The sequence below is a fragment of the Aeromonas sp. ASNIH2 genome (assembly GCF_002934795.1).
Classification (GTDB): domain Bacteria; phylum Pseudomonadota; class Gammaproteobacteria; order Enterobacterales; family Aeromonadaceae; genus Aeromonas; species Aeromonas caviae.
Map to the genome: position 1 here is coordinate 2,977,630 of NZ_CP026406.1, position 17,658 is coordinate 2,995,287.

Consider the following 17,658-nt stretch of genomic DNA (forward strand, 5'->3'; position numbering starts at 1 on the left):
GATTGATGATGCATGTCGGCACTTATTATTTCCGAGTCGCATATTCCCGCAGGAAGGATGGAATCACCTGTTTTGGCTTCTTGCCAAGGGTCAGCAGCAATTCAAAGTCCGGGTCGATAATGCCATGTCGGCACGCCAGCTCTTCCAACAAGGCAAGCCAGAGGTGGGCCGTCACCTCTGCATCCGCCAGGGCACGGTGAAACACCCCGTCATTGGGCAGGCTCCGGTATTGCACCAGGGTACCCAGCTTGTGATCCGGGGCATCGGGAAACAGGCGCCTCGATAGCAGCAGGGAACAGGCGAACTGGCCGCGGTATTGCGCCGGCAATCGCTCTATTTCCGCATCCAGAAAGCGCTTGTCGAAGGAGGCGTTGTGGGCGACCAGATTGTCATCACCGATAAAGTCGACGAAATCCGCCATCACCTCGTTACAGGGGGGAGCCTGTTTCAGCATGGCATTGCTGATCCCGGTATATTGCTCGATGAAGCTGCTCACGTTGAAGCCCGGATTCATCAATGCCGAGAAACGCTCACTGATATGGCCATCCTTGATTCTGACGGCACCGATCTCGATGGCTCTATCCCCTTGTCCGGGTGAAAGCCCTGTGGTCTCGAAGTCGAGCACGACAACGGTATTGGCTGAGGCGATGGACATAACTTCTCGGGCAAGCTGGGTAAAGAGCGCCAGTCTAGGAAATCAGCCGTGCCGTGTACAGGGCAATGCAGTTATCTCATTGGTTCACGCTGGAGACGCATTTTTGTGCATCATGGCTGAGAGCCATATAAAAAGCCCCGAGTGCCGTGGCACTCGGGGCTTTCCTATGAAAAGCGAAAGGCGGTGTCGGCGTTATCAGCGACCCAGCTTGGCCTTGAGCAGGGCAACGATCTCTTTGATCGCCACTTCCTGCTTCTCGCCGGAGCGGCGGCACTTGTACTCAACCACGCCGTTGTCCAGACCACGGTCACCGATGACGATGGCGTGGGGCACACCGATCAGCTCCATGTCGGCGAACATCACACCCGGGCGCTCCTTGCGGTCGTCAAACAGCACGTCCACACCGGCGGCTTTGAGCTCGGCGTAGAACTGCTGCGCCTGCTCGGCCACGCGCTCGGATTTGTGCATGTTCATCGGCACGATGGCCACTTCGAACGGGGCGATGGCATCCGGCCAGATGATGCCGTACTGGTCGTTGTTCTGCTCGATGGCCGCAGCCACCAGACGGGAAACCCCGATACCGTAGCAACCCATCTCCATGGTGACGGACTTGCCGCCTTCGTTCAGCACGCTCGCCTTCATCGCTTCGGAGTACTTGGTGCCCAACTGGAAGATGTGGCCCACTTCGATACCGCGCTTGAGCAGCAGCTTGCCCTGGCCGCACGGGCTCGGATCACCTTCCACCACGTTGCGCAGGTCGGCCACTTCGTAAGAGGCGATGTCGCGATCCCAGTTTGCACCGGTCAGGTGGAAACCGGTCTCGTTGGCGCCGCAAACAAAATCGCTCAGATGGGCGGCGCTGCGATCGACGATGATGCGACCGGCAAAGCCGACCGGGCCGATGGAGCCTGCGTCGCAACCGGCGGCAGCCTTGATCTGCTCGTCATTGGCGAAGGTCAGCGGGTTAGCCACGCCAGAAAGCTTCTCGGCCTTGATTTCGTTCAGCTCGTGGTCGCCACGCAGTACCAGGGCGATGACGGCCTGTTTTCCGTGCTCGTCTTCCTCGGCCAGTACCAGCAGGGTCTTGGCGATGGCGGTCGGCGCCACGTTCAGGAAAGCGGCCACTTCGTCGATGGTGTGGACGGCCGGGGTGGCCACCTTGGTCAGGGCTTTGGTTGCGGCAGCGCGCTCGCCAGCCGGTGCCAGGGCTTCGGCCATCTCGATGTTGGCGGCGTAATCGGATGTATCGGAGAAGGCGATCAAGTCTTCACCGCTCTCGGCCAGCACCTGGAATTCGTGGGAGCCGGTGCCCCCGATGGAGCCGGTATCGGCCTGCACTGGGCGGAAGTTCAGACCCATGCGAGTGAAGGCGGTGCAGTAGGCCGCATGCATCTTCTCGTAGGTATCGACCAGGGAGGCCTTGTCGATGTGGAAGGAGTAGGCATCCTTCATCAGGAATTCGCGGCCGCGCATCACGCCGAAACGGGGGCGCACTTCATCGCGGAACTTGGTCTGGATCTGGTACAGATTCAGCGGCAGTTGCTTGTAGCTGTTCACTTCGTAACGGACCAGCGCGGTGATCACCTCTTCGTGGGTCGGACCCAGCACGAAGGGGCGGTTGTGACGGTCGGTCAGGCGGCACAGCTCGGGGCCGTAGTCATCCCAGCGGCCGGACTCCTGCCACAGCTCGGCGGGCTGTACCACCGGCATGGACACTTCGACGGCACCCGCATTGTTCATCTCTTCGCGGACGATGTTTTCAATCTTCTTCAGGACCCGCAGGCCGGTCGGCAGCCAGGCGTACATGCCGGAAGCGAGTTTGCGGATCATCCCGGCGCGCAGCATCAGCTGGTGGCTGACAACTTCAGCGTCGGAGGGGGTTTCCTTGAGAGTGGAAAGCAGATATTGGCTGGTACGCATCGCGGTAGACCTTCGCTAGTTCGGGCGGCTTGGCCCTGGAAAATTTCAAGTGCGGAATTTTAACAGGCGAAGCCCCCCGGCCCAAGGGCTAAATTCAGCGGCGCTGGGGGGAGGGCGGGGGCCTTGCCTCGCCCGCACTAGACCCGAAATTGCGACAGCAACTGCTGTTGCTGCTGGCTGGCCTGATGGAGGGAGGAGGCCAGTTGCAGGCACTCCTGGGCTTCCTGTTCGCCCGTCTGGGCCTGCAGGCTGATATCCGAAACCTTGCCCGTGGTGTGCCCCAGGGTGTGGGAGAGCTGGCTGGTCGCCTCTGCCACCTGTTGCACCATGTCGGCGAGCTGATCGATGGCCTCTTCTACCTTGAACAGGATCTGTTTGGTGTTGTCGGAGTCCGCCATACCCGATTCCACGGTTTTCAGGTTGCGTTGCATCATCAGATAGGCCTGCTCTGTCTGCTGCTGGATGCTGTTGATCACATCCGTTATCTCGGCGCTGGAGGTGGCGGTGCGATTGGCCAGGGTGCGCACCTCGTCGGCCACCACGGCAAAACCGCGCCCCATCTCGCCCGCCCGGGCGGCTTCGATGGCGGCATTGAGTGCCAGCAGGTTGGTCTGCTCCGAGATATTGCTGATGGTGGAGATGATCTGGCCAATCTGCCCTGCCTGCTCCTTGAGGGCATTGATGGCAGTGGCACATTCACTCACCTCCATGACCACCCGCTGCATGCCGGCGGTGGCGGAAGAGACATACTGGCTGCTTTGCGTGGTGAGCTGGCGCACCTCGTTGGCGTTGTGTGCCGCCAGGTTGCAGTTGTCCGAGATGGTGGTGGCCACCTGCACCATCTGCTCGCTGTCGTGGTGCAGCGCCTGGGCATGCGCAGCGGTCTGGCGGCTGCTCTGGCTGATGGCCTGGACCCGGTTGACCGAGGTGTGCACGTGCTGGTTGATGTGCTGGTTGTTGTCCATGGTGGCGCTGATCATCTTCTGCAGCTTCTCGATGAAGCGATCTACGCTGCCGGCCAGGGAGCCAATCTCGTCGTCGCGTGAGAGGTTGATGCGGGCATTGAGATCTCCTTCCCCGGCGGCGATGTCCTGCATGCGCTTGTCGACCTGGAGTAGCGGGCGAACAATGGTGCGCACCAGCCAGAAGCCGCAGCAGGTGACGATCAGCAGGCTGAGCAGCAAGCCCCCCAGGATGAGTCCCCTGGTGTAGTCGATGATGGCGTTGAGCTGGTGAACCTGATCCTCGACGGTGGCGTCCCCCTGGGCCTCGACCTCGACCAGAGCCAGCCTGAGCTGGTCGGCACTGTGTTCGTAACGGGCCAGCTGGTTCTGATAAGCGCTCAGGGCTGTGGTCCATTCACGGATCAGGCGGGCATTGTCGGCTTGCAGGGCACGATACTGGGTGGAGAGCATTTGGCCTGCAAACTCCCCGTCGCCGGGCACATCGAACTGGCCGGTTGCCAGCATGCCGTCAACCGCGTCCTGATAGAAGCGGGTGGCTTGTGCCAGCTCGGCCTGGATGGCAGGAGTGAGGCCTTCGCTCTGCATCTTCTCCAGCGCATAGAGCTGGCGCAGGAATCCGATGTTGGCCTCCATGCCGCCATCGGCCGCCTGCCAGCGGGTTGCAAGGCCGCCGTTCCAGCTGATGGCCTGATCCGGTGAGCGGGTGAGGCTCTCGACGGCCTCGTCACCGATCACCTCCAGCCTGGTCGAGAGGCGTGACATGCGTTCAGAACTGGCGCGCAACGCCTCATCGGCGCTCGTGAAGGTGCGATAGAGGGTCAGCAGCTGTGCCTGCTCTTGCTGATAGGTCTGCTCATGCTGCTTCAGCGTGGTGATGGCTGCCGCATCGATGAGCCCGCCTTGCTCCACCCGGCGCAAAGCGTCGCTGGCCGCCTCTTTTGCCCGTTGCAGCTCCGGTGCGTCGAGGGGGATCCCCGAGAGCATCTTCTGGATATAGAGCGACTGGTTGCCGAGTTCGATGGAGCCCTCCATGGCACCATCTGCCGTCTGCCAGGCGGCACCCAGGACGTAGGAGAGCAGATCAGCCAGCCGCTGGCTGCCATACCAGCCGATCGCCCCCATGCCCAGGGTGCAGCCGAGCAGAATGGTGAGTCCGAGGTTGGATGTGGTGACAATTTTCATGATTCAAGCCATCCCTGGTGCCGAACAAGACCATTTCAGTGTTCAATCAATGACGAAGATGTGCCATCCCCGATGGAAAATAAAGTGACAGACAGTGTTCTCAACGAGGGAAATGGACGGGTATGAAGAGCGGGTCATCCCATGATCTGCATGGGCCTATGCTGGATACTTATCCAGTTATTCTTTATGCTATGACCCAATTTGCGAGAGTCTGCGTGGCGAGGAAAAGAACATGATCGGTCGCTTGAGAGGCGTCATCATCGAGAAGCAACCCCCCGAGGTGTTGCTGGAAGTCGGAGGGGTGGGATATGAGGTTCATATGCCCATGAGCTGCTTCTATGATCTGCCCGAACTCGGGAAGGAGGCCGTCATTCACACCCACTTCGTGGTGCGTGAAGATGCCCAGCTGCTCTACGGCTTCAACCACAAGCAGGAGCGGGCGCTGTTTCGCGAGCTGATCAAGACCAACGGGGTCGGCCCCAAGCTTGCCCTGGCCATTCTCTCCGGCATGACGGCCACCCAGTTTGTGATGAGCGTCGAGCGCGAGGAGATAAGCTCCCTGGTCAAGTTGCCCGGCGTGGGCAAGAAGACCGCCGAGCGCCTGGTGGTGGAGATGAAAGACCGCCTCAAGGGCTGGGTCAGCCACGATCTCTTCTCCCCGGCCGAAATCACCCTGCCCGCGAAAGAGAGCCCGCTGCGTGCCCCAGATGCGAGCGAGGAGGCGGCCAGTGCACTGGTGGCCCTCGGCTACAAGCCGCAGCAGGCCAGCCAGATCGTCAGCAAGGTGGCTGCCGACGGCATGTCGGTAGAGGAGATCATTCGTGAATCCCTGCGCAGCCTGGTGTGAGGTAGACAATGATTGAAGCGGATCGCCTCATCTCGGCCGGTGCTGCCCGTGAGGACGAGATCATCGATCGGGCCATCCGGCCCAGAAAGCTGGCCGATTACACCGGACAGGATCACGTCTGCGATCAGATGGAGATCTTCATCGAGGCCGCCCGCCAGCGCGGGGAGGCCCTCGATCATCTGCTGATCTTCGGGCCTCCCGGCCTTGGCAAGACCACGCTGGCCAACATCGTCGCCAACGAGATGGGGGTCAACATCAAGACCACCTCGGGCCCCGTGCTGGAGAAGGCCGGCGATCTGGCGGCGCTCCTCACCAACCTGGAACCGAACGATGTGCTCTTCATCGACGAGATCCACCGTCTCAGCCCGGTGGTGGAGGAGGTGCTCTATCCGGCCATGGAGGATTATCAGCTCGACATCATGATAGGGGAGGGGCCAGCGGCCCGCTCCATCAAGCTCGATCTCCCTCCCTTCACCCTGATCGGTGCCACCACCCGGGCCGGCTCCCTCACCAGCCCCCTGCGGGATCGGTTTGGCATCGTGCAGCGCCTCGAGTTTTACAACGTCAAGGACCTGACCGACATCGTCTCTCGCAGCGCCCGCTGCCTCGGGCTCGACATGACGGAAGACGGCGCTCTCGAGGTAGCCCGTCGCTCCCGGGGGACACCGCGGATTGCTAACCGTTTGTTAAGGCGGGTACGAGATTTTGCCCAGGTGAAGTCTGACGGGCGAATTGACGGACCCATTGCGGCCCGAGCTATGGACATGCTGGACGTGGACAACGAAGGTTTCGACTTCATGGATCGCAAGCTATTGTTGGCCGTCATCGACAAGTTTATGGGGGGGCCAGTCGGGCTCGACAACCTGGCCGCCGCCATCGGTGAGGAGAAGGACACCATAGAAGACGTGCTGGAACCTTATCTGATCCAGCAAGGCTATCTGCAACGTACACCCAGAGGGCGGATCGCAACTCAGAGAGCCTACGCACACTTTGGCCTGGAACGACCGGCAGATCAGTAGACGTTGCGATATGAACCAAAAAGCCGCCCTTGAGGCGGCTTTTTGTTTTGCGGGCAAAAAAAAGCCCACGGCACAGGCGGTGGGCAAAGACAATTCAGGATGGATGTTCACAGACAGTGAGCGCGTCTGCAGACCGGTCGGGAAAAAACAGAGGAGCCGTCGCGAGGCTTCAGAGTCGGTTCATTTGATAGAGTTGAACGAAAGAAAGCTTGTAGTAACGGATGGTCTTGGCAACAAACTTTTTCATCATTAATCCCAACAAACAGGTTCGAAATGTTCATCGAATACGTACCGGGAACCCGGAATGACCGGCCTGTATTCAGAGGTATGCCCTCACTGCGAGGCGCATTGTAGGAGCTCTTTCCGGGTGGGGCAAACAAGAAAATCTATGGGCTTTTGATTAGATAAACTAATGACTTTGGTGGGGGTGTCAATCCGCATAAACATGTGTTTTTACTGGGTTTAAATTGATTTTTGGATGAGCCTGGCCATTTATTGAAATAATCGAGATGCGAAGGCTTTATTCCCGGGGTTGCGTATTTGTTTAACAGAATTGAAACTATTTCGGTATGTCATAAAATTGATTTAAATCAATTATTTACGGATTGGTGTTTTTTGTGATGAAGCTCCCATAATTAATGGGAAAAGCCCTATAAGTTACCTTGAAAAAACATGTATTGAGGGTGGTTTTACATTGATTTCAATCAAATAAAGGTGATATAAAACAGCGATCATTATAGGCGGGAATAGAACCCTGGTTATTGTTTATTAGATGTTAAACATTAGCTTTTTTTGTTCCTGTATATTGCCTTGTTGTTAATGTAGTGGCAGTCGAATCCGGTCAGACCGCGAGGGGTGACCGACCGTTCGGGGACTTCCAATGGAAGCTTTGTCCTTAAAACTTAAAATAGCCGTGCCAATAATCGGTGAGGAAACATCATGATTGCTGAGCATGTGGTAGACCTATCGCGGTTCCAATTTGCTGCGACGGCCCTTTATCACTTCCTGTTTGTACCCCTGACGCTGGGGATGGCCTTCATCCTGGCGATCATGGAGTCTGTCTATGTGATGACCAACAATACAGTGTACCGGGACATGACCAAGTTCTGGGGCAAGTTGTTCGGTATCAACTTTGCCCTCGGGGTTACCACCGGGCTCACCATGGAGTTTCAGTTCGGTACCAACTGGGCTTACTACTCCCACTATGTCGGCGACATCTTCGGGGCCCCGCTGGCCATCGAAGGCTTGATGGCCTTCTTCCTGGAGTCCACCTTCGTCGGTATGTTCTTCTTCGGTTGGGATCGTCTCAGCAAGCGCCAGCACCTGGCGGCTACCTGGCTGATGGCGCTCGGGACCAACCTTTCCGCACTCTGGATCCTGGTCGCCAACGGCTGGATGCAGAACCCGGTGGGTGCCGAGTTCAACTTCGAATCCATGCGCATGGAGATGGTGAGCTTCGCCGACCTGGTGTTCAACCCGGTTGCCCAGGTCAAGTTCGTCCACACCGTGGCGGCAGGCTATACCACGGGCGCCATGTTCGTGCTCGGGATCTCCTCCTATTACCTGCTGAAGAATCGTGATGTGGCGTTCGCTCGTCGCTCCTTCGCCATCGCGGCCGCGTTCGGCATGGCCTCCATCCTCTCCGTGCTGGTGCTGGGTGACGAGTCCGGCTACGAGACCGGGGAAGTGCAGAAGGTGAAACTGGCGGCCATCGAGGCCGAGTGGAACACGGAGCCGGCTCCGGCATCCTTCACCCTGTTCGGGATCCCGAACCAGGAGGAGATGCGCACCGACTACGCCATCAAGATCCCCTATGCCCTCGGCATCATCGCCACCCGTTCCCTGGACGGTCAGGTGACCGGTCTCAAGGATCTCAAGAGCGAGCACGAGCTGCGCGTGCGCAACGGCATGACCGCCTACGACCTGCTGACCAAGCTGCAATCCGGTGACAAGTCCGACGATACCCGCGCCCGCTTCGACGAAGTGAAGCAGGATCTGGGCTATGGTCTGCTGCTCAAGCGTTACACCCCCAACGTGACCGACGCCACCGACGAGCAGATCAAGGCCGCCGTGGATGACTCCATCCCGCAGGTACTGCCGCTGTTCTTCGCCTTCCGCATCATGGTCGCCTGCGGCATCCTGATGCTGGTGCTGATCGGTCTGGCCTTCTATGACAGCACCCGCCACAAGATCGGCGAGCGCAAGTGGCTGCTCAAGGCGCTGCTGTACGGCATTCCGCTGCCCTGGATCGCCATCGAGGCGGGCTGGTTTGTCGCTGAATACGGTCGTCAACCTTGGACCATCGCCGAGATGCTGCCGACTTATGTCTCTGCATCCAACATTCCTGCGTCCGAGATCTGGTTCTCTCTGATCGGGATCTTCCTGTTCTACACCGTACTGCTGATCATCGAGATGTACCTGATGTTCAAGTATGCGCGCCTGGGCCCAAGCAGCCTGAAGACGGGCAAGTACCACTTCGAACAGAGCAAGGCATAAGGAGAGTGACCCATGTTTGATTACGAACTGTTGCGTCTGGTCTGGTGGGTGCTGGTCGGCGTGCTGCTGATCGGGTTTGCCATCACCGACGGTTTCGATATGGGGGTGGGCGCCCTGCTCCCCTTCGTCGGCAAGAAGGATGTGGAGCGTCGCGTGATGCTCAACACCATGGGGCCGCACTGGGAAGGCAACCAGGTCTGGCTGGTGACCGCCGGTGGTGCCCTGTTCGCCGCCTGGCCCATGGTCTATGCGGCGGCCTTCTCCGGCTTCTACATCGCCATGATCCTGACCCTGATGGCGCTGTTCTTCCGTCCGGTCGGCTTCAAATACCGCTCCCTGCAGGAAGACGCCAAGTGGCGCTCCAACTGGGACTGGGCTCTGTTTGCCGGTAGCGCCATTCCCCCTGTCATCTTCGGGGTGGCGTTCGGCAACCTGCTGCAAGGTGTACCGTTCAGCTTCAACCAGTTCCTGATGATGACCTATCACGGCAACTTCTTCGGTCTGCTCAATCCGTTCGGCCTGCTGGCCGGTCTGGTGAGCCTCTTCATGATCATCACCCAGGGTGCAACCTGGCTGATGATGAAGACCGAAGGTGAAGTGCTGGCGCGCTCTCGCACCGCCGCCATGATCTTCTCCCTGCTGACCCTGGTGCTGTTCGCCCTGGCCGGTGTCTGGGTGAGCGGCATGGATGGTTATGTGATTGTGGGCTCCGTCGCCACCGACGCCGTCACCAACCCCCTTCACAAGGAAGTGGTGGTGCAGGCCGGTGCCTGGATGCAGAACTACAACCTCTATCCCTGGATGATTGCCGCACCCGTGCTGGGTCTGGTGATGTGTCTGCTGACCGCCGTGGCGGCCAAGCTGGACAAGGGTTGGGTGGCGTTCCTGTTCTCCTCCCTGGCCATCGCCGGCATCATCCTGACCGCGGGCTTCTCCATGTTCCCGTTCGTGATGCCCTCGAGCCTCGAGCCGTCCCAGAGCCTGACCATGTGGGATTCCACCGCCTCCTTCAACACCCTCAAGGTGATGACGGTAGTCGCAGTCGTCTTCGTGCCGACCGTGCTGGCTTACACCATCTGGACCTACATCAAGATGTTCGGCCGGGTGAGTAACAAGCACATCGAAGACAACCAACAATCGCTCTACTAAGAAGGTGCCCTGATATGTGGTATTTCACCTGGATCCTGGGGCTGCTGCTGGCCTGTGCGTTTGGGATTATCAATGCGCTCTGGCTGGAGCACACCGAGAACCTGGATCGTCAGATTGATGAAGACAAGTGACAGGCTCGCCCGGCTGGCCGCTCCTCTGGAGCGCCAGCCATGGCAAGGTCTGATGCTGCTGGCGGCGGCCCTGCTGGCTGTCGCCATCTTGCAGGCGCCCAACCTGGTCGCGGCCAACACCAGTGAGCACGGCCTCTGGCTTGCGCCCTGGCTGATGTGGGCGGTCTGTTGCGGTGTCATGCATGGACTGGGGTTTCACCCGCGCAGCCTGGTGGGTCGCGTGCTGTTCTTCCCCTGGCTCGCCCTGCCCAGCCTGCTCTGCGGGCTCTGGCTGACCAGCAGCTACTACCTGCCATAAATGATGAAGGAGGTCGGCATGAGCCCACCTCCTTCTTCTTTTTTGAGGGGCGTGCCGTCGCCCGGTCAGAGCGACCGAACCTTGCTCGTCACGCCGCTCGCAGCCACTTCTCTTGTCCGCTTTTCTTGCTATGCTGACAGCCCTGTGGTCTTCGGCCTGTCGGCGCCGCAGCACACCATAAAAAACAGGGAGAGAGGGGATTTCCCTGTCTCCCCCTGCTTCTTTCCTATTCAGCCCTGCGCTATGATAGCCCCCCATCTGACTGTCGAATGGATCACAGATTTTTATGGGGGAAGTCTCTGAGTTTCCGGTGCGTGTCTACTACGAAGACACGGATGCCGGAGGCATCGTCTACAACGCCAATTATCTCAAGTTTATGGAACGGGCCCGCACCGAATTCCTGCGCGCAGGCGGCATCGAACAGGATGTCCTGCTGCAGGCGGGGATCGCGTTTGTGGTGAGTCGCACCGAAATCGACTTCCGCGCGGCGGCCCGTTTCAATGAACTGCTGACCGTAATGACGCAAGTAACTGAAGTGAAACGCGCTTCCATGCGTTTTTCACAGCAGATCCTGGCGGCTGATGGACGGCTGATCACTCAGGCCATGGTACAGATCGCCTGTGTCAGTCATCCGCAAATGAAACCTGTTGCAATACCTGAAAAAATCAAGGGAGTGCTGTTAAGTGCACGCTGAAATTTCGTTTATTGGCCTGTTCTGGCAAGCCAGTCTGTTGGTGAAACTGGTCATGATGACCCTGATGGGCATGTCGGTCGTCTCCTGGGCGCTGATCATCCAGCGCTCCAAGGCCATCAAGGCGGCCAACCTCGCCTCGGAGCAGTTTGAAGACAGATTCTGGTCCGGGGTCGACCTCAATCGTCTCTACCAGGAGTCCTCCTCCCGTCGTGACGACATCGAAGGCATGGAAGACATCTTCTACTCCGGCTTCAAGGAGTATGCCCGCCTGCTCAAGGCCGGTGCCCGTGGTCAGGATGCGGTGATGGACGGTACCTATCGTGCCATGCGCGTCTCCCTGTCCCGTGCAGTGGACGATCTCGAGTCCAACCTACCGGTCTTGGCGACCATCGGTTCCATCAGCCCCTATATCGGTCTGTTCGGTACCGTCTGGGGGATCATGAACGCCTTTATCGCTCTGGGTCAGGTTCAGCAGGCGACCCTGCAGATGGTGGCACCGGGTATCGCGGAAGCGCTGATCGCCACCGCCATGGGTCTGTTTGCCGCCATCCCGGCCGTTATCTTCTACAACCGCTTCACCAACAAGGTCGAACGGCTGGAAAACGCCTACGCCAACTTCATGGACGAGTTCACCACCATTCTGAACCGCCAAATCGCACAGCAGGGTGAGAAGTAATGCAAACCTATCAGCGGCTCAAACGCAAGAAGGTCGCCGAGATCAACGTGGTGCCCTATATCGACGTCATGCTGGTGCTGCTCATCATCTTCATGGCGGTCACGCCCGTGATCACGCAGGGGGTCAAGGTCGACCTGCCTCAGGCGGAGTCCGAGCAGTTGCCGGAAGACTCCAAGCCGCCTTTCATCGTCAGCGTCAATACCGAGGGTGAGTACGTCATCAAGGCCGGCGAGGCGGATGACGAACCCGTACCGAGTGGCACCCCAGAGGCGATGCAGCAGTACATCACCGAGAAGGCCATGGGCTATCTGGCCATCAACCAGAACGCACCCGTGGTGGTCGCCGGTGACAAGTCCGTGCGCTACGAGGAGGTGATCCTGCTGATGGTGGCCCTCAAGAAAGCCGGTGTGCCTCAGGTTGGTCTGATGACGGATCCGGTGAACTGACGGAGATGGATGTGAAGCGTGGTATTTCCGGTTATCTCGTCGCGTCGCTGCTGCTGCATCTGATCATCGGCATCATCCTGCTGGTTGGCATCGACTTCAGCAAACCCAAGCGCCCCGAGTCCAAGGGACAGATCGTCAATGCGGTCATGATGGACAGCGAAATGCTGGAGCAGCAGATGCAGCAGGTCCAGCAGCAGAAGCAGGCCCAGCCCAAGGCTGCACAGCAGCAGAAGGACAAGGAAGACGCCGAGCGCGTCAAGCGCGAGCTGGCACAGGAGCAGGAGCGCCTGCGCATCGCCGAGACCAAGCGCAAGCAGGCCGAGGAGGCGACCCGCAAGGCCGAGGCCGACAAGCAGAAGAAAGAGGCTGAACAGAAGCAGGCGGAAGAGAAGGCCCAGAAAGCCGAGGAAGCCCGCAAACTCGAGGAGCAGAAGACCAAGAAGGCCGAAGCCGAACGCAAGGCGGCGGAAGAGGCCAAGGCGCTGGCGCTGAAGAAAAAGAAAGAGCTGGAGAAGAAGCAGGCCGAGGAGAAGGCCAAGGCGGAAGAGGCCAAGGCCAAGAAGGCGGAGGCCGAGAAGAAGGCCAAGGCCGAAGCGGAGAAGAAAGCGAAGGCGGAAGCCGAGAAGAAAGCCAAGGCGGAGGCCGAGAAGAAGGCCAAGATCGAGGCTGACAAGAAGGCAAAAGCTGACGCAGAGAAGAAGGCGAAGGCCGAGGCCGAGAAGAAAGCCAAGATAGAGGCGGAGCGCAAACGCAAGGCGGCCGAGGAGGCCAAGCTGCAAAAAGAGATGGAAGCCATGATGGAGCAGCAACTGGCGGCTGAAGCCAATGCGCGCAGTCAGGCTGCGTCTGCTGCCGCCAAGGGCGAGGTCGACAAGTACGCCGCCCTCATCAAGGCCACGGTCGAGCGTTACATGATTTTGGATCCCACCATGCGGGGCAAAACCTGTACTATCGGTGTCAAGTTGGCCAGCAGCGGCTTCGTCATCTCGGTGGACAACGGCCAGGGCGACCCGGCAGTCTGCCGCTCCGGCAAGGCGGCGGTGCTGAAGGCCAATCAGTTGCCGGTGCCGAAGGATCCGGCGGCATTCGAAATGATGAAGGAGTTGAGTCTTCAGTTGGCTCCGAAAATTTAAGTGATTACAAAGAAAGCACTGCTGCTTTGGTTAACAATATTTTGTTGGTCAGAGAGTCGAATCTCAAATTGGAACTGAGAGTTTAAGCCATGATAAGAAAAGTGTTTTTTGCTTTGGTTGGCTGCCTTCTGCTAGGCCAGAGCGCTCAGGCGGCCTTGGACATCGTCATCACCGGCGGTATCGACAGTGCGCGCCCCATCGCCATCGCCCCCTTCAAGTGGGAGGGCAATGGCCAGTTGCCGCAGGACATCGCCGAGGTGGTTTCCAACGACCTGATGCGCAGTGGCAAGTTCAAGCCCCTGTCCCGCAGCCAGATGCCGCAGACCCCGAGCACCAGCGGCGAGATCAACTTCGCGCCCTGGGCTTCCCAGGGGGTGGAGGCCGTGGTGGTCGGCTCCATCGCCGCGGTGGGTGACGGCACCTACAAGATCAACTTCGAGCTGGTCGATGTGCTGAAGGGCCAGCTGGCCAAGACCCAGGGCGGTGAAGCGAACGGTTACATCCTGGACAGCCGCATGGCGACCATCCCGGGTGCCCAGATGCGCCAGTTTGCCCACCGCATCTCCGACATCGTCTACGAGCGTCTGACCGGTGAGCGTGGCGCCTTCCTGACCCGGTTGGCCTATGTGTCGGTCCAGCAGGGCACCCAGTTCCCGTACCAGCTGCGCATCTCCGACTACGACGGCTACAACGAGAAGACCCTGCTGCGCTCCCGCGAGCCGCTGATGTCCCCGGCCTGGTCGCCGGATGGCAGCAAGCTGGCCTACGTGAGCTTCGAGAACCAGAAGTCCGAGATCTATGTGCAGGACATCTACACCCAGCAGCGCAGTCTGATCACCAGCTTCCGTGGCATCAACGGTGCGCCGGAGTGGTCTCCAGATGGTCGTCGTTTGGCTATTGTTCTGTCCAAAGATGGGCAGCCTGACATCTATGTCGTTGATGTTGCTAGCAAGCAACTCACTCGAGTCACAAATAACCGCACCATCGACACCGAACCCTCCTGGATGCCGGACGGTCAAACTTTGCTGTTCACCTCTGAACGTGGTGGCAAACCCCAGATTTATAGCGTAAATTTGGCGACTGGCATGACTCGCCGGATGACCTGGGAAGGGGATTCCAACCAGGGGGCATCCATCACACCGGACGGCAAGTCCATGGTGATGGTGACCCGGGTTCAGGGACAATATCGCATCGCTCGCCAGGATATGGAAAATGGAGCCATGCTGGTACTGACCCAGAGTGCTCTGGATGAATCGCCAAGTGTGGCTCCCAATGGCAGCATGATCATTTATGCCACCATCTATCAGGGTCGTAAGAGTCTTGCATTGGTGTCGACCGACGGTCGCTTCAAGGCAGTGCTTCCGACCAGTAGCGGTGAAATTCGTGCACCAGCTTGGTCGCCCTTCTTGAATTGATAAAAATCGATTGTTTTTTGTTTTGTTATAAAGGTTTAAGGAAATAGCATGCAACTCAATAAACTGCTCAAGGGTCTGGCCATCGCACTGCCACTGTTCACCCTGGCTGCCTGTAGCTCCTCTTCCGACTCCGACGCCGCTGGCGCCGAGTCCGGCATGACCGACGGCATGGGCGGTGTACAAACCGGCGGCGCCAACGGCATGTTGTCCCCGGAAGAGCAGATGCGTCAGAAGTTCGAAGCGCTGCAACGCGACAACGTGATCTACTTCCCGTACGATGGTTACGACATTCAGGGTCAGTACGCCGACCTGCTGGATGCCCACGCCAGCTACCTGCGTGAACGTCCGAGCGTCAAGGTACTGATCGAAGGCCACGCCGACGAGCGCGGTACGCCGGAATACAACATCGCGCTGGGTGAGCGTCGTGCCAAGGCTGTTGCCAAGTATCTGCAAACCCTGGGTGTGCAGGCCGAGCAGCTCTCCATCGTCAGCTATGGCGAAGAGAAGCCGCTGGATCTGTCCCACACCGAGGAAGCCTTTGCCAAGAACCGCCGTGCGGTCCTGGTTTACTAAGGTTTGAGTCGAACGAAGTTCGTTTATATGCAAGCGGCCATTTCGATGGCCGTTTTATTTGCACTAAACGTCAAGGTTTGATCCGAATGAAATCTGTATCAGCGAGCGACTATGCGCTGGCCGTTTTATTTGCACTAAACGCTAAGGTTTGATCCGAATGAAATCTGTGTACAAGCAAGCTGGTGTTGCGCTGGCCGTGTTGGTTGCTTTGAATGCGCAAGCGGCGGCACCGGTGAGCGATCTGAGCGGGGATTCTGGCAGCAGCGGCGTGGTGCTGAGCGGCAACAATGGTGCCATCGTACCGACCGGTAGCCTGGAAGACCGGGTTGCTCTGCTGGAGCGTACCCTCAATGCCCGTCTGCGTCTGCAGGCCGAACTGCAGCAACAGGTCGACTCCCTGCAAGGGGAGGTCTCCGAGCTGCGTGGTCAGCTGGAACAGCAGACCTACCAGATGGAGCAGTCCCAGGAGCGCCAGCGCCAACTCTACCAAGAGCTCGACAAGGTGGCCAACAGCCAGCCTGCCGCCGCGCCCGCAACACCTGCTGCAGGTGCTGCAACGCCTCCTGCCGCGGCAGCCAACTACTCCACCAACCAGGATGAGAACCAGGCCTACGACGCGGCCGTGAACATGGTGCTCAAGGAGAAGAACTATGACAAGGCCATTCCTGCCTTCGAAGGGTTCATCAAGCAGTTCCCGAACTCCAGCTATGTTCCCAATGCCCACTACTGGCTTGGCCAGCTGATGTTCAACAAGGGCGACAGGGCGGGGGCCGCGAGCCAGTTCTCTACGGTGGCGAACAAATACAGCAAGTCACCCAAGCGGGCCGATGCCCTGCTGAAACTCGGCATGCTCGCCCAGCTTGACGGCAAAAAAACAGAGGCCAAGGCCTTCTATGAGCAGGTGATCAAGGGTTACCCCAACACCTCGCCGGCCCAGCTGGCCAAACAGAGTCTGGCCAAGCTGTGACATTGCTGCATGTCACTGTTTTCGTAACACTCTTGTAAAGAACTCTCTGCTTTGTATGCGCAGTGAACAATCAGATTTAATTTAAGATTTTTCTATTGCGCCAGGATGATAAATCCGTAATATAGGCCGCCGTCAGAGCCGGAGCAGTAATACAGTCGGCACTGGTCGTGGTGAGGGTCGTTAGCTCAGTCGGTAGAGCAGTTGACTTTTAATCAATTGGTCGCTGGTTCGAATCCAGCACGACCCACCATTTCTTCACAGCAGGTGAAGACAATATTCCCAGGTCGTTTAGCTCAGCTGGGAGAGCACCTCCCTTACAAGGAGGGGGTCACTGGTTCGAGCCCAGTAACGACCACCATGTTGTAACACTGGCCGCCACATGCGGTTCGTGAAAGGTTCAGGATGTGGGTCGTTAGCTCAGTCGGTAGAGCAGTTGACTCTTAATCAATTGGTCGTAGGTTCGAACCCTACACGACCCACCACTCTGAACATTGAATCCCAGGTCGTTTAGCTCAGCTGGGAGAGCACCTCCCTTACAAGGAGGGGGTCACTGGTTCGAGCCCAGTAACGACCACCATGTTGTAATACTGGCCGCCACATGCGGTTGGTGAAAGGTTCAGGATGTGGGTCGTTAGCTCAGTCGGTAGAGCAGTTGACTCTTAATCAATTGGTCGTAGGTTCGAACCCTACACGACCCACCACTCTGAACATTGAATCCCAGGTCGTTTAGCTCAGCTGGGAGAGCACCTCCCTTACAAGGAGGGGGTCACTGGTTCGAGCCCAGTAACGACCACCATGCTTTAAAAATGATTTAGATGGGTCGTTAGCTCAGTCGGTAGAGCAGTTGACTTTTAATCAATTGGTCGCTGGTTCGAATCCAGCACGACCCACCATCATTTCAGTCATATCCCAGGTCGTTTAGCTCAGCTGGGAGAGCACCTCCCTTACAAGGAGGGGGTCACTGGTTCGAGCCCAGTAACGACCACCATGCTTTAAAAAATGATTTAGATGGGTCGTTAGCTCAGTCGGTAGAGCAGTTGACTTTTAATCAATTGGTCGCTGGTTCGAATCCAGCACGACCCACCATCATTT

17 protein-coding genes and 9 tRNA genes are annotated in these 17,658 nt (G+C 58.3%); 23 read left to right on the forward strand and 3 right to left on the reverse strand.

Going from position 1 to position 17,658, the window contains the following annotated elements:
* Positions 1–25: 25 nt before the first annotated feature.
* The 3 genes from C3F36_RS14165 to C3F36_RS14175 form a co-directional block, all read right to left on the reverse strand.
* A complete protein-coding gene (locus C3F36_RS14165; RefSeq protein ID WP_039039479.1) occupies positions 26–655 on the reverse strand; it encodes a 3'-5' exonuclease in 630 nt (209 codons plus the stop codon).
* 195 nt (positions 656–850) lie between these two features.
* The gene (locus C3F36_RS14170; protein ID WP_039039480.1) at positions 851–2,575 is read right to left on the reverse strand and encodes a proline--tRNA ligase; all 1,725 of its coding nucleotides are present in this window, start codon (positions 2,573–2,575) and stop codon (positions 851–853) included.
* Positions 2,576–2,712: 137 nt separating this feature from the next.
* Positions 2,713–4,722 carry a methyl-accepting chemotaxis protein gene (locus C3F36_RS14175; RefSeq protein ID WP_104455273.1) on the reverse strand — a complete coding sequence of 670 codons (2,010 nt, stop codon included), beginning with the start codon at positions 4,720–4,722 and terminating at the stop codon, positions 2,713–2,715.
* Positions 4,723–4,954: 232 nt separating this feature from the next.
* Between C3F36_RS14175 and ruvA the strand changes: the two genes are divergently transcribed.
* The 23 genes from ruvA to C3F36_RS14290 all read left to right on the forward strand — a co-directional run bounded on the left by ruvA (position 4,955) and on the right by C3F36_RS14290 (position 17,652).
* The gene (gene ruvA, locus C3F36_RS14180) at positions 4,955–5,569 is read left to right on the forward strand and encodes a Holliday junction branch migration protein RuvA (RefSeq protein ID WP_010672867.1); all 615 of its coding nucleotides are present in this window, start codon (positions 4,955–4,957) and stop codon (positions 5,567–5,569) included.
* 8 nt (positions 5,570–5,577) lie between these two features.
* Positions 5,578–6,588 (forward strand): Holliday junction branch migration DNA helicase RuvB, encoded by a 1,011-nt coding sequence (ruvB, locus tag C3F36_RS14185; protein ID WP_041211014.1) that lies wholly within the window; start codon positions 5,578–5,580, stop codon positions 6,586–6,588.
* A gap of 10 nt (positions 6,589–6,598) precedes the next feature.
* Positions 6,599–6,841 carry a hypothetical protein gene (locus C3F36_RS14190; RefSeq protein WP_029313687.1) on the forward strand — a complete coding sequence of 81 codons (243 nt, stop codon included), beginning with the start codon at positions 6,599–6,601 and terminating at the stop codon, positions 6,839–6,841.
* 686 nt (positions 6,842–7,527) lie between these two features.
* Positions 7,528–9,084, forward strand: coding sequence for a cytochrome ubiquinol oxidase subunit I (locus tag C3F36_RS14195; protein ID WP_010672869.1), 1,557 nt, complete (start codon positions 7,528–7,530; stop codon positions 9,082–9,084).
* A gap of 12 nt (positions 9,085–9,096) precedes the next feature.
* Entirely contained in the window at positions 9,097–10,233 is a 1,137-nt protein-coding gene (gene cydB / locus C3F36_RS14200) for a cytochrome d ubiquinol oxidase subunit II (RefSeq protein ID WP_010672870.1), read from the forward strand.
* A gap of 14 nt (positions 10,234–10,247) precedes the next feature.
* Positions 10,248–10,364, forward strand: a complete 117-nt coding sequence (cydX, locus tag C3F36_RS14205) for a cytochrome bd-I oxidase subunit CydX (RefSeq protein WP_005331536.1) — start codon at positions 10,248–10,250, stop codon at positions 10,362–10,364.
* Positions 10,351–10,662, forward strand: coding sequence for a cyd operon YbgE family protein (locus C3F36_RS14210; RefSeq protein WP_039039483.1), 312 nt, complete (start codon positions 10,351–10,353; stop codon positions 10,660–10,662). Before cydX ends, C3F36_RS14210 begins: the two co-directional genes overlap by 14 nt.
* A 286-nt stretch (positions 10,663–10,948) precedes the next feature.
* On the forward strand, positions 10,949–11,356 hold the full coding sequence (ybgC, locus tag C3F36_RS14215; protein WP_010672872.1) for a tol-pal system-associated acyl-CoA thioesterase: 408 nt from the start codon (positions 10,949–10,951) through the stop codon (positions 11,354–11,356).
* A complete protein-coding gene (tolQ, locus tag C3F36_RS14220; RefSeq protein WP_010672873.1) occupies positions 11,346–12,032 on the forward strand; it encodes a protein TolQ in 687 nt (228 codons plus the stop codon). Before ybgC ends, tolQ begins: the two co-directional genes overlap by 11 nt.
* A complete protein-coding gene (gene tolR, locus C3F36_RS14225) occupies positions 12,032–12,478 on the forward strand; it encodes a protein TolR (protein ID WP_010672874.1) in 447 nt (148 codons plus the stop codon). The genes tolQ and tolR overlap by 1 nt, the downstream gene beginning before the upstream one ends.
* A gap of 5 nt (positions 12,479–12,483) precedes the next feature.
* Complete coding sequence (tolA, locus tag C3F36_RS14230; protein WP_104455274.1) at positions 12,484–13,611, forward strand: cell envelope integrity protein TolA; 1,128 nt, start codon at positions 12,484–12,486, stop codon at positions 13,609–13,611.
* An 89-nt stretch (positions 13,612–13,700) separates the two neighbouring features.
* Complete coding sequence (gene tolB, locus C3F36_RS14235; protein ID WP_104455275.1) at positions 13,701–15,026, forward strand: Tol-Pal system beta propeller repeat protein TolB; 1,326 nt, start codon at positions 13,701–13,703, stop codon at positions 15,024–15,026.
* Between the two features lie 48 nt (positions 15,027–15,074).
* The gene (pal, locus tag C3F36_RS14240; RefSeq protein WP_010672877.1) at positions 15,075–15,599 is read left to right on the forward strand and encodes a peptidoglycan-associated lipoprotein Pal; all 525 of its coding nucleotides are present in this window, start codon (positions 15,075–15,077) and stop codon (positions 15,597–15,599) included.
* Positions 15,600–15,756: 157 nt separating this feature from the next.
* A complete protein-coding gene (gene ybgF / locus C3F36_RS14245; protein ID WP_042014605.1) occupies positions 15,757–16,566 on the forward strand; it encodes a tol-pal system protein YbgF in 810 nt (269 codons plus the stop codon).
* A gap of 174 nt (positions 16,567–16,740) precedes the next feature.
* A tRNA-Lys gene (locus C3F36_RS14250) sits at positions 16,741–16,816 on the forward strand.
* Between the two features lie 32 nt (positions 16,817–16,848).
* Positions 16,849–16,924, forward strand: a tRNA-Val gene (locus C3F36_RS14255).
* A 48-nt stretch (positions 16,925–16,972) separates the two neighbouring features.
* A tRNA-Lys gene (locus C3F36_RS14260) sits at positions 16,973–17,048 on the forward strand.
* A gap of 19 nt (positions 17,049–17,067) precedes the next feature.
* Positions 17,068–17,143 (forward strand) — tRNA-Val (locus C3F36_RS14265).
* A gap of 48 nt (positions 17,144–17,191) precedes the next feature.
* Positions 17,192–17,267, forward strand: a tRNA-Lys gene (locus C3F36_RS14270).
* Positions 17,268–17,286: 19 nt separating this feature from the next.
* Positions 17,287–17,362 (forward strand) — tRNA-Val (locus C3F36_RS14275).
* A gap of 21 nt (positions 17,363–17,383) precedes the next feature.
* Positions 17,384–17,459: transfer RNA gene (locus C3F36_RS14280), tRNA-Lys, on the forward strand.
* Between the two features lie 19 nt (positions 17,460–17,478).
* Positions 17,479–17,554: transfer RNA gene (locus C3F36_RS14285), tRNA-Val, on the forward strand.
* Positions 17,555–17,576: 22 nt separating this feature from the next.
* Positions 17,577–17,652: transfer RNA gene (locus tag C3F36_RS14290), tRNA-Lys, on the forward strand.
* Positions 17,653–17,658: the final 6 nt, after the last annotated feature.